This is a genomic window from Aeromonas sp. R4-2 (assembly GCF_040908295.1).
Lineage (GTDB): Bacteria > Pseudomonadota > Gammaproteobacteria > Enterobacterales > Aeromonadaceae > Aeromonas > Aeromonas veronii.
In genome coordinates this window covers 201798-218061 of record NZ_JBFODL010000014.1, presented here as the reverse complement: position 1 = coordinate 218061, position 16264 = coordinate 201798, and the positions used below count along the sequence as shown (strand labels likewise).

Here is a 16264-nt window from a genome sequence, read left to right as displayed (position 1 = left end):
CGGAGCGCATCATGCAACTACAGAGTGAGCTACTCGACAACAAGGTAGTGGTGACCATGCCGGACGAGATCACCATTTATACAGTCAGCGAGCTGAAAGATGCTCTCTCACCCTTATTGCATCAGGGGAACGAACTGGAGCTGAATCTGGCAGCGGTATCCGAGATAGACAGCGCCGGGCTGCAATTGCTGCTGGCAGCGAAGAAAACCGCTCTGCAGCAAGGCTCCTCCCTGGCACTGGTCTGGCACAGCCATGTTGTGCTTGAACTGCTGGAGCTCTGCCAGCTCTCGGCCTTTTTTGGCGACCCCACCCTCATCACCCATGGCGAACGGCCCTGAGCCACCATGACAAGGAGTCACCGTGAGCATCGATCTTGATCAGGCTTTACAAACCTATATCGCCGAGGCACGCGAGTTGCTTGAAGAGATGGAGTCAGCCCTTCTATCACTGGAATCTGACCCTGACAATAGCGAGCTGATTGGTGCCATCTTCCGTGCTGCTCATACCATCAAGGGGTCAGCTGGCCTGTTTGGTCTGCAACCAATCGTCGGGTTTACCCATATCGTCGAGGATCTGCTCGACCAGATCCGCAATCAGCAGCTCACCGTCACCTCTCCTCTGATCAAGGATCTGCTGGAGAGCTGTGACCACATCCAGACGCTCATCAGTGTCGTTGCAGAACAGGGCAGCACGTTAAGCGATAGCGATGCCAACCAGGATGAACGGCTGAGGCTCACCCTCACCCGTCATCAGTGCGTCCCCCATGCCACGCTGCCAGATACTGTACATACGCCGGAACCCAAGATCGAAAAAGAGGGAGGAATTACCAGCTCCGCCTCCCTGTGGCATATCTCCCTGCGTTTTGGCCCCGATGTGCTGCGCAATGGCATGGATCCGGCCGCATTTCTGCGCTATCTCGGCACCCTCGGAACCATATGTTCAGTGGAGACAATCCATCAGGCGCTACCGGATTGGGAACAGTTCGATCCGGAGAATTGCTACCTCGGCTACGAGATAGACTTCGACTCGCAGGCAGACAAGGCGGCCATCAGCGATGTCTTTGAATTTGTCAGAGATGACTGCCAGATCACCATCTTGCCACCCCACAGCAAGATCGCCGAGTTCATCAACCTGATCGAGTCGCTGCCGGAAGATAGCGCCATGCTGGGGCAGTTGTTGGTCAACACCGGCGCCCTCACCGCAGAGGAGTTAGCCAGCGGTCTGCAGGCACAACAAGCGACCCCGGCAGAACAAGCGCCCAAACTCGGGGAGATCCTGATTGCGCAGGGTGCTGTCAACGAAGCCGTCGTCGATGCCGCCCTGAAAAAACAGAACCAGACCAAGGAGAGCAAGAGCAAAGAGGGCCGTTACGTCAGGGTGCATGCCGACAAGCTGGACGATCTAATCAATCTGGTCGGGGAGTTGGTAGTCGCCAGTTCAGGAGCCAATCTGCTGGCCCAACGCACCCGCGAAAGCCAACTGCAGGAAGCCACCTCGGTCATTGCCATGCTGGTGGAAGAGATCCGCGACAGTGCACTGCGCCTGCGAATGGTGCCTATCGGCGATACCTTCAACCGCTTCCAGCGGGTGGTGCGCGATGTCAGTCAGGAACTGAACAAGGATATCACTCTGGTGATCTCCGGAGCCGAGACTGAACTGGACAAGTCGGTGGTAGAGAAGATCGGCGATCCGCTGATGCATCTGGTCAGAAACTCGATGGATCATGGCATCGAATCGGCAGAGCAACGGCTGCTGGCAGGCAAATCCCCCCGTGGCACCCTGAATCTTAATGCCTATCACGACTCCAACAGTATCGTCATCGAAATTCGGGATGACGGTGCAGGTCTCAACAAAGCCAGGATCCAGCAAAAAGCCATCGAGCGCGGTCTGATCAACCCAACCACCACGCTGACGGATCAGGAGATATACAACCTGATCTTCGAGCCGGGGTTCTCTACCGCCGAGGCGATAACCAACCTCTCCGGTCGCGGGGTTGGCATGGATGTCGTCAAACGCAACATCACAGCCCTGCGCGGCACGGTCGATCTGGACAGCATCCCGGGAAAAGGAACCCGTGTGCAGATCCGCCTGCCGCTTACCCTTGCCATCATCGACGGCTTCCTGGTGCGAGTCTGCGACACCCACTACGTCATTCCCCTCGATATGGTGATCGAGTGCGTTGAATTGACCCAGAGTGCACTGTCCGATACCCAGGGTCGCAATTACATCAATTTGCGTGGCGAGGTGCTGCCCTTTATCCGCCTGCAACACTACTTCGATACCAATGGCAGCAAAGGGAGGCGCGAGAACATTGTCGTGGTCAGCCATGCAGGCAAAAAATCCGGACTGGTAGTGGATGAACTGCTGGGAGAATTCCAGACCGTCATCAAGCCGTTGGGGAAATTGTTCCAGCGCCTGCAGGGCATTAGTGGTTCAACCATTCTGGGGGGGGGGGAGGTCGCCCTGATCCTCGACATTCCTTCGCTGATCCAGCACGCAATCACTCAGGAATCCTGTCAGCTCAACAGGTTGACAGTGTCGCGCAACCTGCCTCAATCCAGCATCAACTGAGGGGACCATCATGTTAAAAAATTCCACCATCAAATTGCGTCTTATTGTACTGCTCTGCATGCTCTGCCTGCTGCTGCTGGCCGTTGGCAGCCTCGGGTTATACAACATGCAGAGCAGCAATACCGGGTTGCAGCGCGTTTACAACGACAGGGTGGTTCCCCTCAAGCAGCTGAAGACCATCTCCGACAGCTATGCCGTCTCGATCATCGACAACCTCAACAAGGCCAATGCGGGACTGATCCCGGCAGAAGAGGCTTTGAAGCAGATACAACAGGCCCAGCAGACAATCAAAAACGAGTGGCATCACTACCAGTCCACCACTCTCACACCGGAAGAACAGCGTTTGTCAGCCGAGGCGACAACCCTGTTCAACGCGGCCGATACCGATATTGGCAAGCTGGAGAAATACCTAGCCACCCAGCACGGCATGATTACTGGCATGCTGAACAATTTTGACGGTGCCCTCTATGGCTCCATCGACCCGATAGGCAACAAAATCACCGAGCTGGTCAACCTGCAGCTCAATGTGGCCAAGTCGGAATATACCGCAGCGCAATCCTGGTATGACGTGATGCTGCTAACCATGGCGGTGGTTATCGCGGTCGGCATCGCACTCGCAGCCTGGTTTGGCACCCTGCTGATCAAAAGCATCATCACCCCCATCGAACAGGCTCTACGCGTGGCCAATAGTCTGGCCGATGGCAATCTGGATGTATCGATCCAGATAGAGTCCAACGATGAAGCGGGTCAGCTCTTGATGGCGATGGATAACATGGTCAAGAAACTCGGGGCCTTGATCACGGATATCGAGACCTTGGTTACTGCCGCTGTCGAACAGGGCGACTTCAGCCACAAGATTGCGCTGGAGGATCGTCAGGGATATATCAAGCGGGTATCCGAGCTGCTGAATCGCCTCTCCCACGTGACAGATACCAGCCTGGAAGATGTGATGCGCATTGCCACCGCGCTCTCCAAGGGTGACCTGACCCAACGGATCGATGAGCCCTATCCAGGAATTTTTGGCCAGACCAAAGACGGCCTCAACCGGACCATCACTGCGCTGACCAATATCATCGAAGAGGTACGCAACGCCGCCGACAACCTGACCAATGCCTCCAATCAGGTGAGCAACACGGCGCAGGCATTGAGCCAGGCCACCAGCGAGCAAGCGGCCAGCGTTGAAGAGACCAGCGCCTCTATCGAGCAGATGAGCGCCAGCATCAATCAGAACACCGAGAACGCCAAGATCACCGACAGCATGGCCAGCAACTCGGTGCTGGAGGCAACCGAAGGGGGCCAATCCGTTCAACAGACGGTGACCGCCATGCAGCAAATCGCCAAGAAAGTCAGCATCATCGACGACATTGCCTACCAAACCAACCTGCTTGCCCTCAACGCCGCCATCGAGGCGGCTCGCGCCGGAGAGCATGGCAAAGGCTTCGCGGTGGTTGCTGCCGAGGTGAGAAAACTGGCAGAGCGCAGCCAGATCGCAGCGCAGGAGATTGGCGAGCTCTCCTCCGACAGCGTCAGCAAGGCAGAGCGGGCTGGCAACCTGCTGGAGAGGATCGTCCCCTCCATTCGCAAAACCTCTGATCTGGTACAAGAGATCAATGCCGCCTCAGGTGAACAGGCCAGCGCAGCCAACCAGATCAGTCTGGCCATGAACCAGCTTAATCAGGTGACACAGCAAAATGCGGCCAGCAGCGAGGAGCTGGCGGCCACGGCCGAAGAGATGAGCTCGCAAGCCAGCGAACTGCAGCAAACCATGGCCTTTTTTGCTCTGGAGAAAAGTGCGCAGCTCAACACCAGGCCCAATGAAACCGGCCACAAGGGCATGCCTCCCAGAGGCAGTTTCATCGCCCCCCCACAACGGGCCAGCCAGCCCAATCAACCATCATCCCATTCCATTGATGACGCGGATTTTGTCCGCTTTTAACCGGAGGCGACCATGCATACATCCACCGACATCACGGTGCCATCAGCGGCCGCTGACGAGAGCAGTGGCGATGCCCAGTACCTGACATTTCTGATCAACAACGAGATGTTCGCCATCAATATTCTGGGGGTCAAAGAGATCATCGAATACGGCAATATCACTCCGGTTCCGATGATGCCGGGTTTTATTCGTGGCGTAATCAACCTCAGAGGAGCGGTAGTGTCGGTCGTAGACTTGAATGCCCGCTTTGGCAATGCACCTTCGGTCATCACTCGCCGCAGTTGCATCGTCATTATTGAGGGGATGGCCCCGCAGGGCGATGAACCTGTAGGTCAGGATATTGGCGTTGTGGTGGATTCTGTATCGGAAGTACTGGGTATCCCACAAGCAGATATCGAGCCCCCACCCAGTTTTGGTGCCCGCATCCGGGCCGATTTCATCAGCGGCATGGGCAAGGTCAACGGCAAATTCGTCATCCTCATCGATACCGGGAAAGTGTTGTCACTCGATGAGATGGCTCAACTCAGCGAACTGGCCCAGCCACAGGCAAGGTTGCCACAAGGCAACCTGCAACCCTCCTGAACAGGCCTCCATACTCCACGACATGCAGCATAAGGAAACGCTCATGACCCAATCACTCTTAGGAAAACTCTTCGGAGACAATGCCACCGAAGTGAGGCAGCGGACCGAGTTACTCGACGCAATAGGCCAGTTGCAACACGCAGTCCTGGCAGAGCAGGTTCCAGCACCACTCGATCTTTCCGGTATGGATAGCCCCTTGCGTGAAGTAGGACATGCCATCAACGAGGTGGTCACCTTGCTCAGTGACAAGCTGGAACAGAGCCGCAACGACATTAAAAAGAACCAGGTGCTGCTCCATGAGAACCAGCTGGTTCGCAAAGCACTCGACTGCGCCAGCACCAACGTGATGATTGCCGATACCAACCTCGACATTATCTATATGAACGAGGCTGTGACCGGCATGCTCAATCAGGCCGAGACCGACATCAAGAAAGAGCTATACAGCTTCAACGCCAATCAGCTGATGGGCGCCAACATCGACAGCTTTCATAAAAATCCCGGCCATCAGCGCGCCATGCTGGCCAAACTCAACAGCACCTACCGTACCCAGATTCAGCTGGGGGGGCGCACCTTCTCCCTGATCGCCAATCCGGTCTTCAACGATACCGGTGAACGGTTGGGATCCGTGGTCGAATGGGCCGACAGAACCAAGGAGGTGATGATAGAGAAAGAGATGTCCGACATTGTGCAGGCCGTGATCAATGGCGAGCTGCACCGCAGGATGGAACTTGCTGGCAAGAGCGGCTTCTTTCAGGCGATGGGAGAAGGGATCAACCAGATTGCCGAAGTGATCGACAGCACCCTCAACGACGTCATCCGGGTCGTGCAATGTCTGGCAAAAGGTGACCTGACCCAACAGATTGAGGCGGACTATCCCGGCGTGTTTGGCACCACCAAGGATGCGCTCAACAAGACCATCGCATCGCTCACCAACATCGTCACCGAAGTGCGCGGCGCCTCTGACAACCTCTCCAGTGCCGCCGAGCAGGTAAGCGCGACCGCCCAGTCGATCAGCCAATCCAGCAGTGAACAGGCCTCCAGCATGGAGGAGACCAGCGCCTCCATCGAGCAGATGAGCGCCAGCATCAACCAGAATACCGACAATGCCCAGGTCACCGATGGCATGGCCAGCAAGGCAGCCAAAGAGGCCGTAGAGGGAGGAGAAGCGGTCAAACTGACTGTGGATGCCATGAAACAGATCGCCAGACGGATTGGCATCATCGATGACATCGCCTACCAGACCAATCTGCTGGCTCTCAACGCAGCTATCGAAGCGGCGCGGGCAGGCGATCACGGCAAAGGCTTTGCCGTAGTGGCGGCGGAGGTGCGCAAACTGGCCGAACGCAGCCAGGTTGCAGCACAGGAGATTGGTGAGCTGGCCTCCAGCAGTGTCGAGATGGCGGAAAAAGCAGGTCGTTTGTTGGATCAGATGGTTCCTTCAATCAACAAGACCTCGGATCTGGTTCAGGAGATCAGTGCCGCTTCGGTTGAGCAATCCACCGGTGTCAGCCAGATCAATCAGGCCATGAACCAGCTGAGTCAGGTTACCCAGCAGAATGCCTCTTGCAGCGAAGAGCTGGCTGCCACAGCAGAAGAGATGAGCAGCCAGGCTGAACAGCTGCAGCTGGCCATGGAGTTCTTTACCCTGGAGGCCCACGCCAAAGAAGGTAAAGCAGCCACCTCGCATCTTCACCCCAATACCCGAGGTCGCTTTATGAACGAGAGCACTGCCAACAGTCGGGAACGAGCCGCCACCGTCCAACGCCCCATCGGCGATGGCGATTTTGTCCGGTTCTAGCCACGGGAGAGGCGTTGCCTCTCCCGTCTCCGACAACACAGGTAGAGGGACAGTTTTTTGTATCAAACCCAGCTGCATGATGATGAGTTCTCCCGCTTCCAACGCTGGCTTCATCAAACGGCGGGGATAGAGCTGTCTCCTGCCAAGAAGGCGCTGGTGGCCAGCCGCCTGGCGAAACGCCTCTGCCACTATGAGCTGGATAGTTATGACGACTACTTCCAGCTCATCATGAACGATCGCAGCAGCGAACTGCAGCTGGCGCTCGATCTCCTTACCACCAACGAAACCTACTTTTTCAGGGAGCCCAAACACTTCGAGTTTCTGACGCGGGAGATAGTCTCAACCCTCCCGCCAGAGCAATCGCTGCGAGTCTGGAGTGCCGCCAGTTCATCTGGCGAGGAGCCCTACAGTCTGGCCATGACCCTCGCGGAAAAACGCAGCACCTTCAACTGGGAGATACTGGCCTCCGATATCTCGTCCAGGGTGCTGGAACAGGCGATGAGCGGTCGTTACCCCATCGAGCGGGCGCAAAATATTCCACTGCCCTTTTTGATGAAATATTGCCTCAAGGGTGTGGGCCTGCAGGAGGGCATTTTCATCATCGATCGCAAGTTGCGGGACAAGGTGCAGTTCAGGCAGATCAACCTCAATCAGGATCTGCCAGACATCGGCATGTTTGACGTCATCTTCATCAGAAACGTGATGATTTACTTCAACAAGGAGACCAAAGGGCAAGTATTGCAGCGGCTGGTACCCAGACTCAAACCCGGTGGCTACCTGCTGGTGAGCCACGCCGAGAGCCTGCATGGCCTGCACCACGGCCTGCAGCTTGTCTCTCCTTCCATCTATCAGAAGAGATAAGTCATGGCACGGGAGGTGATCCTGCAACCGGGAGAGCTCTTCTTTGGCAAGGAGGATGTGGTGGTCAGAACCGTACTGGGCTCCTGTATTGCCATCACCTTGTGGCATCCGGAGCAGAAACAGGGAGGAATGTGTCACTACATGCTGCCAAGTCGGCGCAATCCCTCTGCCAAGCTGGATGGGCGCTATGCCGATGAGGCCCTCGCCTTGCTGCTGCAAGCGGCCAGTCACTATCCCGCCCCCATCAATGAATATGAGGCCAAGTTGTTCGGGGGTGGCAACATGTTTACCGAGCCTCAATACGCACAGAGCGACAACAATGTCGCCGCCAAAAATATTCAGGCAGCCTGGCAGCTGACCCGACACCTTGGCCTTGATATCAAGGCTCATCATCTTGGCCATAGCGGCCACCGAAGCTTGCTCTTTGAGCTCAGCAACGGCACTGTCTGGCTCCGCCATCATCGTCTGCCACATCAACGGGAGTCGCGAGAATGAAGCAGATCCGGGTCATGCTGGTGGATGATTCCGCCGTGGTCAGACAGGTATTGCAAGCGGTGCTGGAGCAGGAGCCTGATATCCGGGTGATAGCCACAGCATCGGACCCCCTGTTTGCCCAGGAAAAACTGAAGAAAGAGTGGCCTGACGTCATCGTGCTCGATGTGGAGATGCCCCGTATGGACGGCATAACCTTTCTCACCAAGATCATGGCGGAGCATCCCACCCCGGTGGTGATCTGCTCCTCCCTCACCGAAAAAGGGGCCGAGACCACCTTGCAGGCAATGGCTGCCGGCGCGGTGGACATCATCACCAAGCCGACCATGGGGATAAAAAGCTTTCTGCAAGAATCTGCCCACGACCTGGCTATGGCGGTACGTGCTGCGGCCCAGGCCAACCTCAAGCGCGTGGGCAAGCCCTACTCTGTACCGGTCAGCACCAAACTCAACGCGGATGCCATGCTGGCGCCCAACCAGCACGCCATGGCACAAACCACCGAGCGGCTCATCGCCATCGGCACCTCGACCGGCGGCACCCAGGCACTGGAAGCCGTGCTGACTGCCTTGCCCCGGGTCAGCCCCGGCATTGTCATCGTGCAGCACATGCCAGAGAAATTTACCGCCATGTTTGCCGAACGCCTGAACGGGGTCTGCCAGATAGAAGTGCGGGAGGCGAGGAACAATGACCGGGTAATCCCGGGGCTGGCGCTGATTGCCCCCGGAGGCAAGCATATGCTGCTCAAACGCAGCGGTGCCTACTATCACGTCGAGGTAGTCGACGGGCCGCTTATCAATCGCCATCGCCCCTCGGTAGATGTGCTGTTTCGCTCCGTCGCCAAATATGCCGGCAAGAATGCCACCGGCATCATCATGACCGGCATGGGGGATGACGGAGCCCGGGGATTGCGCGAGATGCTGGATGCGGGTGCCAACACCTATGCCCAGGATGAGGCCTCCTGCGTGGTCTTCGGCATGCCCAAGGAGGCGATCAAGCTGGGAGCAGCCCGCCATGTACTTCCCTTGCAAGAGATGCAGTACGCCATCCTCGGCAAGTAATCCCTTATTGCGCGTTTTGACCATAAAAAAATCCGGCTCCCATTGGGGAGCCGGATTTTTTACATCAACCGGAACCTATCCGGTATCAGGCGAGCAGATTACTCTGCAGCAGGCGCTTCTTCTGCGGCCGGAGCGGCGTCAGCAGCAGGTGCAGCTGCTTCGGTCGGGGCGTTCGCTTCCTTGATGGAGAGACGTACGCGGCCCTGACGGTCCACTTCCAGTACCTTCACCTTGACTACGTCACCGATGGTCAGGTGGTCAGCCACGTTCTGCACGCGAGCGTCGGTGATCTGGGAGATGTGTACCAGACCATCTTTGCCCGGCAGAATGTTGACGAATGCACCGAAATCGGCCAGACGAACAACTTTACCTTCATAGATGCGGTTCACTTCGATCTCGGCGGTGATGGCCTCGATGCGACGGATCGCTTCCATGGCGGCTTCGTTGGCCACGGCGGAGATACGTACAGTACCGTCATCATCCAGCTCGATGTTGGTGCCGGTCTCTTCGGTCAGCGCACGGATCACGGAACCACCCTTACCGATCACGTCCTTGATCTTCTCGGGATTGATCTTGATGGTGTGGATACGCGGTGCGAAATCGGAAATCTGGGCACGGGGAGCCTGGATAGCTTCGTCCATCACTTTCAGGATGTGCAGACGAGCGCCACGAGCTTGCTTCAGCGCAATCTCCATGATCTCTTTGGTGATGCCTTCGATCTTGATGTCCATCTGCAGCGCGGTCACACCTTCGGTGGTACCGGCTACTTTGAAGTCCATGTCGCCCAGGTGATCTTCGTCACCCAGAATGTCGGACAGCACGACGAAACCTTCTTCTTCCTTCACCAGACCCATGGCGATACCGGCAACGGAGGCCTTGATCGGCACACCGGCATCCATCAGCGCCAGAGAGGAACCACAGACAGACGCCATGGAGGAGGAGCCGTTGGATTCGGTGATTTCAGAGACCACGCGCACCACGTACGGGAACTCGGCGGCGCTCGGCATCACGGCAGCAACGCCGCGCTTGGCCAGACGGCCGTGACCGATTTCACGACGCTTCGGGCTACCCATCATGCCGGTCTCACCGACACAGTATGGCGGGAAGTTGTAGTGCAGCATGAAGCGATCGGCACGGTTGCCGGTCAGCTCGTCGATGTTCTGGGCGTCACGCTCGGTACCCAGAGTGGCGACCACGATGGCCTGAGTTTCACCACGGGTGAACAGGGCAGAGCCGTGAGCACGGGGCAGAATACCGGTACCTACGCTCAGGGCGCGGATCATTTCCGGATCGCGACCATCGATACGCGGCTCACCACGTACTACGCGACCACGAACGATGCGGCTTTCCAAGCTGTGGAACTCTTCGCCGATCTTCTTGGCATCTTCTTCCACGCCGGAAGCGATAACTTGCTCAACCACACGACCCTTGATGGCCGCGATGGTTTCGTAACGAACTGCCTTCTCGGTGATGCGGTAGGCTTCACCCAGTTCAGCGCTTGCCAGCTCGGCAACCTTGGCTTTCAGCGCTTCGTTGACGGCAGGCGGAGTCCAGTCCCACGGCTTGGTGCCGACGGCAGCGGCAAACTCGTTGATCGCATTGATCACGGTCTGCATCTGCTCGTGACCGTATACCACGGCGCCCAGCATTACCTCTTCGGAGAGGATGGCCGCTTCGGACTCAACCATCAGCACGGCATTGGCAGTACCGGCAACTACCAGATCCAGATCGCTCTGCGGCAGTTCGGTGGTGGTCGGGTTCAGCACATACTGACCGTTCATGTAACCCACGCGAGCAGCACCGATCGGGCCGCCAAACGGGATACCGGAGATGGCCAGTGCAGCAGAGGCACCGATCATGGCAACGATGTCGGGGGATACGGCCGGATTCACGGACATTACGGTCGCAACGACCTGAACCTCATTGAGGAAGCCTTCCGGGAACAGCGGACGAATAGGACGGTCGATCAGACGGGAGATGAGGGTCTCGCCTTCGCTCGGACGGCCTTCACGACGGAAGAAACCACCCGGGATACGACCAGCAGCATAGGTACGCTCCTGGTAGTTGACGGTCAGCGGGAAGAAATCACGGCCGTGATCGGCCTCTTTCTTGCCGACTACGGTCACAAATACGCAGGTATCGTCCATGCTGACCATAACGGCCGCAGTGGCTTGACGGGCCATCACACCGGTTTCCAGAGTGACGGTGTGTTGACCGTACTGGAATGACTTTACAATAGGATTCACGTGAATTTCCTTTTTACAATTTGGCTCTTTAAATTCGCGCACAAGTATACTTGATTCGATGCAAAAGGTAAGCGGTGACGCGAATTCTGTGAGGCAGGCAACGGCTTGAAGAGCAATAAAAAAGGGGAACCTGACGGTTCCCCTTTTTCGCGAAATCTGATGGTCGATTAACGACGCAGACCCAGCTTGGCGATCAGAGCAGCATAACGCTCGGAATCTTTACGCTTCAGGTAGTCCAGCAGCTTACGACGCTGGGAAACCATGCGCAGCAGACCGCGACGACCGTGGTGGTCCTTGGAGTGCTCTTTGAAGTGACCTTGCAGATGGTTGATCTGGGCAGTCAGCAGGGCAACTTGCACTTCGGGGGAACCGGTGTCGTTGGCGCAACGAGCATTGTCAGCAACGATTTGAGCTTTGATCTCAGCATTTAGAGACATGGTAATACTCCAGTAGAGTGTTTAAAGGTTCACAGCCAATCTCTAATTCAGCCGTGAAATGAGGGCGGTATCATAATCGTCCCCGCCCCTTTTCGCAACGATAAAGAGGCTAAACGGGAAAGACGCGCTGATACCGCCTGAGGATCACTCCTCGTCGTGATAACGCACCAGTCGCTTGGGAGCGACGCGGCCATCGTCATCAATCTCGCCAACCCCGATGAACTCGCGCTCCGGGCCGACCGTCATGCGAACCTGACCGCTTTGCGGCGCACCCGCTACCTGCACCGCCTGGCCCTGATTCACATAGGCAGCCACAACCGCCAGCATGTTCACCTCGGGCAAGCTTGCCACGGCGGTATCCATCGGCAGCAGCAGCGGATCCAGCTGCTCGCGCGGCGGGATGCTCTCGGCCTTGGCCTGCTCGAAGATGCACTCGAGTTGCTCCAGGGTCAGCATCCGCTCGTACGGATAACTGGCCACCTGGGTACGGCGCAACTGGGTCACGTGGGCGCCACAGCCCAGCACTTCACCCAGATCATCCACCAGAGAGCGGATGTAGGTGCCCTTGCTGCAGTGCACTTCAAGGCGCACCTCATCACCTTCAAAGCTCAGCAGTTTGAGCTCGAATACGGTGATGGGACGGGCTTCACGCTCAATCTCGATGCCTTCGCGGGCATATTCGTAGAGCGGACGGCCGTTGTGCTTGAGCGCGGAGTACATGGAGGGCACCTGCATGATGGGGCCGCGGAACTGGTCCAGCGCCTCGATCAGGGTACCGACAGCCACGTTCACCGGACGGGTGGAGACCACCTCACCATCGGAGTCGCTGGTGTTGGTGCGCTCGCCCAGTTTGGCGGTCACCTCATAGCGTTTGTCCGCTTCCAGCAGATACTGGGAGAACTTGGTGGCCTCGCCGAGGCAGATCGGCAGCATGCCGGTAGCCAGCGGATCCAGTGCGCCGGTGTGACCGGCCTTGGCGGCGTTGTAGATGCGCTTGACCTTCTGCAACACATCGTTGGAGGTCAGGCCGGTCGGCTTGTCCAGCAGCAGAATACCGTGCACATCACGGCCCTTGAAACGACGTCTTCGGGTCATCTCAGGCTTTATCCTCAGTCGTGTCATCCGGTGCGGATTCAGCTTCTTCGTCACGGCCGGATTCGGCCATGCGACGCTTGTCTTCACGCACAGTGTTGGTCACCAGGTTGGAGAGACGCATCCCCTCGACCAGGGTCTGGTCGTAGTAGAAACGCAGCTCAGGCACCACGCGCAGACGCATGGCACTGCCCAGCAGACTACGGATATATCCGGCTGCTTCGGTCAGACCCTGCAAGCCTTCCTTGATGCGCTCGGCATCATTTTCCAGCTGCAAGAAGGTGACGTAAATCTTGGCATAGTTGAGGTCACGGGACACTTCCACATCGGAAACGGTCACCATGCCGATGCGCGGGTCTTTCACCTCGCGCTGCAGGATCAGCGCGATTTCACGCTGGATCTGCTGTCCGACCCGACGGGTCCGGCTGAATTCTCTGGCCATATTCTATCCTGCGATAAAAGGGGGCCGCGGCCCCCTATTTTGTCTAACTCTCGGCTTACAGAGTCCGTTGGATTTCAACAGTCTCGTAAACTTCGATCTGGTCGCCTTCGCGCACGTCGTTGTAGTTCTTGACCGCGATACCACACTCGTAGCCGTTGCGAACTTCGTTGACGTCATCCTTGAAGCGGCGCAGGGATTCCAGCTCGCCTTCATAGATAACCACGTTGTCACGCAGAACGCGGATACGGTTGGAACGCTTGACCACACCTTCGGTAACCATACAGCCGGCAACGGCGCCGAACTTCGGAGACTTGAAGACGCTACGCACTTCAGCCAGACCGATGATTTCCTGACGATACTCAGGGGCCAGCTTGCCGCTCATGGCCTGCTTCACTTCGTCGATCAGGTCATAGATGACGGAGTAGTAACGCAGATCCAGGCTCTCGGATTCGATGACCTTGCGCGCAGAAGCGTCGGCACGGACGTTGAAACCAACCAGGATGGCGCTGGAAGCAGCAGCCAGGGTCGCGTCGGTTTCGGTGATACCACCTACGCCGGAACCCACGATCTTCACCTTCACTTCGTCGGTGGAGAGTTTGACCAGCGCATCGCAGATCGCTTCCACAGAACCTTGTACGTCGGCCTTGATCACCACGTTCACTTCGGACACTTCGCCCTCGGTCATGTTGGCGAACATGTTTTCCAGCTTGGCCTTCTGCTGGCGAGCCAGCTTGACTTCGCGGAACTTGCCCTGACGATAGAGCGCCACTTCACGGGCTTTCTTCTCGTCACGGACAACGGTGGCTTCGTCACCGGCAGAGGGAACGCCGGACAGGCCCAGGATTTCCACAGGCAGGGACGGGCCCGCTTCCTTGATCTCGCGACCCAGTTCGTCACGCATGGCGCGAACTCGGCCGTACTCAAGACCACACAGAACGATGTCGCCCTGACGCAGAGTACCTTCTTGTACCAGTACGGTAGCAACCGGACCACGACCTTTATCCAGGAAGGATTCGATCACGACGCCGTTGGCCATGCCATCAACCACCGCTTTCAGCTCCAGTACTTCAGCCTGGATCAGGATGGCTTCCAGCAGGTCGTCGATGCCTTCGCCAGACTTGGCGGATACGTGCACGAACTGGCAGTCTCCACCCCAATCTTCGGACATGACGTTGTAACGGGCCAGTTCGGTCTTGACGCGATCCGGATCCGCTTCCGGCTTGTCGATCTTGTTGACCGCAACAACCAGCGGCACACCGGCAGCCTTGGCGTGCTGGATAGCTTCGATGGTTTGCGGCATCACGCCGTCGTCAGCTGCAACAACCAGAACAACGATATCGGTCGCCTTGGCACCACGAGCACGCATGGAGGTAAACGCCGCGTGACCCGGGGTATCCAGGAAGGTGATCATGCCACTGTCAGTCTGGACGTGGTAAGCACCGATATGCTGGGTAATACCACCGGCTTCGCCAGCAGCAACCTTGGCTTTACGAATGTAGTCGAGCAGCGAGGTCTTACCGTGGTCAACGTGACCCATGATGGTAACGACCGGTGCGCGCGGCTTGGCTTCGGAGGTCTCGTCACGATCGGACAGTACCGCCTCTTCCAGCTCGTTCTCACGACGCAGCACAACCTTGTGACCCATCTCCTCGGCGACCAGCTGAGCAGTCTCCTGGTCGATCACCTGGTTGATGGTGGCCATGGCGCCCATCTTCATCATCACCTTGATGACTTCAACGCCCTTGACGGCCATCTTGTTGGCCAGCTCAGCCACGGTGATGGTCTCGCCGATGACGACGTCGCGGTTCACCACGGCAGCCGGCTTGTTGAAGCCGTGCTTCATGGCGTTCGGCATGGCGACCTTGCCGCGCTTGCCTTTGCGGGCTCGCGGGTTGCGAGAGTCGCGATCATCTTCACGACGACCGGCTTTCTTCGGTGCCTTGGCAGCTGCAGCAGTGCGGCGGCTGGTCTCTTCTTTCCGATCCAACTCGTCTTCTGCGGCTTGCGCATGCTTGTTGGTGGTCAGATGGTAGTCGCTGCTCTCTTTGGCGCGAGCGGCCTCTTCTTCAGCCCAGCGGGCTGCGTTCTGTTCCGCCATGAGACGAGCCTCTTCGGCTTTCTTCGCGGCGAGTTCTTCAGCTTTTTTCAAAGCTGTTTGTTCCTGTTGGCGCTTCAGTTCTTCTGCTTCGCGCTTGGCCATCTTTTCTGCCTCTTGCTGAGCTGTGCTACTGGCTGCTTTGGCGGGCTGTGAAGCCTGTCGAGCCTTTGATTGTGCCTCGATCCGCGCCTTTTCCTCAGCTTCACGACGAGCCTGCTCAGCCTCACGGCGAGCCTTCTCTTCAGCTTCGAGGCGAGCCTTCTCTTCGGCCTCGCGACGAGCTTTTTCTTCTGCTTCCAAACGCGCTGTTTCCTCGGCTTCCGCCTGACGCTGTTCATCTTCCAGCGCCGAGCGTCTTACATAGGTGCGAGACTTGCGCACTTCTACCTGCACTTCCTTGTTCTTGCCGCCAGTACCCTGAACACTGATGGTGCTCTTGGTCTTGCGCTGCAAGGTCATGCGGGCAGGAGCGGCGACCTCGTCACCTCCATGCTGTTTCTTCAGGTGTGCCAGCAGGGCCTGTTTCTCAGACTCGCTGACCATGTCGTCGGCCTTGCTCTTGCTGATACCGGCATCGACAAACTGCTGGAGAAGACGATCAACCGGTGTGTCGATGTCAGTGGCAAGTTGTTTGACTGATACTTCTGCCAT

General features: G+C 57.4%; 13 protein-coding genes. 8 read left to right on the top strand and 5 right to left on the bottom strand.

What is annotated here, in order from left to right:
• Positions 1-11: 11 nt before the first annotated feature.
• Genes AB5Y99_RS11500 through AB5Y99_RS11465 form a run of 8 tightly spaced genes read left to right on the top strand, consistent with a single transcriptional unit; the run spans position 12 to position 9298 of the window.
• The gene (locus AB5Y99_RS11500) at positions 12-338 is read left to right on the top strand and encodes an STAS domain-containing protein (RefSeq protein ID WP_005358513.1); all 327 of its coding nucleotides are present in this window, start codon (positions 12-14) and stop codon (positions 336-338) included.
• Positions 339-360: 22 nt separating this feature from the next.
• Positions 361-2571, top strand: a complete 2211-nt coding sequence (locus AB5Y99_RS11495; protein WP_368209735.1) for a chemotaxis protein CheA — start codon at positions 361-363, stop codon at positions 2569-2571.
• Positions 2572-2581: 10 nt separating this feature from the next.
• Positions 2582-4507 (top strand): methyl-accepting chemotaxis protein, encoded by a 1926-nt coding sequence (locus tag AB5Y99_RS11490; RefSeq protein WP_368209734.1) that lies wholly within the window; start codon positions 2582-2584, stop codon positions 4505-4507.
• Between the two features lie 12 nt (positions 4508-4519).
• Entirely contained in the window at positions 4520-5089 is a 570-nt protein-coding gene (locus tag AB5Y99_RS11485) for a chemotaxis protein CheW (protein WP_111899904.1), read from the top strand.
• Positions 5090-5132: 43 nt separating this feature from the next.
• The gene (locus AB5Y99_RS11480) at positions 5133-6887 is read left to right on the top strand and encodes a methyl-accepting chemotaxis protein (RefSeq protein ID WP_368209733.1); all 1755 of its coding nucleotides are present in this window, start codon (positions 5133-5135) and stop codon (positions 6885-6887) included.
• 57 nt (positions 6888-6944) lie between these two features.
• A complete protein-coding gene (locus tag AB5Y99_RS11475) occupies positions 6945-7748 on the top strand; it encodes a protein-glutamate O-methyltransferase CheR (protein WP_323890738.1) in 804 nt (267 codons plus the stop codon).
• A gap of 3 nt (positions 7749-7751) precedes the next feature.
• Positions 7752-8243 (top strand): chemoreceptor glutamine deamidase CheD, encoded by a 492-nt coding sequence (gene cheD, locus AB5Y99_RS11470; RefSeq protein ID WP_323890736.1) that lies wholly within the window; start codon positions 7752-7754, stop codon positions 8241-8243.
• Positions 8240-9298, top strand: coding sequence for a chemotaxis response regulator protein-glutamate methylesterase (locus AB5Y99_RS11465; RefSeq protein WP_110303375.1), 1059 nt, complete (start codon positions 8240-8242; stop codon positions 9296-9298). Before cheD ends, AB5Y99_RS11465 begins: the two co-directional genes overlap by 4 nt.
• 98 nt (positions 9299-9396) lie before the next feature.
• Here the strand turns inward: AB5Y99_RS11465 and pnp are convergent, their stop codons facing one another.
• From pnp to infB, 5 genes are all read right to left on the bottom strand, one after another.
• Positions 9397-11544, bottom strand: a complete 2148-nt coding sequence (gene pnp / locus AB5Y99_RS11460; protein WP_005338796.1) for a polyribonucleotide nucleotidyltransferase — start codon at positions 11542-11544, stop codon at positions 9397-9399.
• A 167-nt stretch (positions 11545-11711) separates the two neighbouring features.
• Positions 11712-11981 (bottom strand): 30S ribosomal protein S15, encoded by a 270-nt coding sequence (rpsO, locus tag AB5Y99_RS11455; protein ID WP_005338797.1) that lies wholly within the window; start codon positions 11979-11981, stop codon positions 11712-11714.
• A 144-nt stretch (positions 11982-12125) separates the two neighbouring features.
• Positions 12126-13076, bottom strand: coding sequence for a tRNA pseudouridine(55) synthase TruB (gene truB / locus AB5Y99_RS11450; protein ID WP_005338798.1), 951 nt, complete (start codon positions 13074-13076; stop codon positions 12126-12128).
• Position 13077: 1 nt separating this feature from the next.
• Positions 13078-13515: a 30S ribosome-binding factor RbfA gene (gene rbfA, locus AB5Y99_RS11445; RefSeq protein ID WP_005338799.1), complete on the bottom strand. Its 438-nt coding sequence runs from the start codon at positions 13513-13515 to the stop codon at positions 13078-13080.
• A gap of 55 nt (positions 13516-13570) precedes the next feature.
• Positions 13571-16264 (bottom strand): translation initiation factor IF-2, encoded by a 2694-nt coding sequence (infB, locus tag AB5Y99_RS11440; RefSeq protein ID WP_005338806.1) that lies wholly within the window; start codon positions 16262-16264, stop codon positions 13571-13573.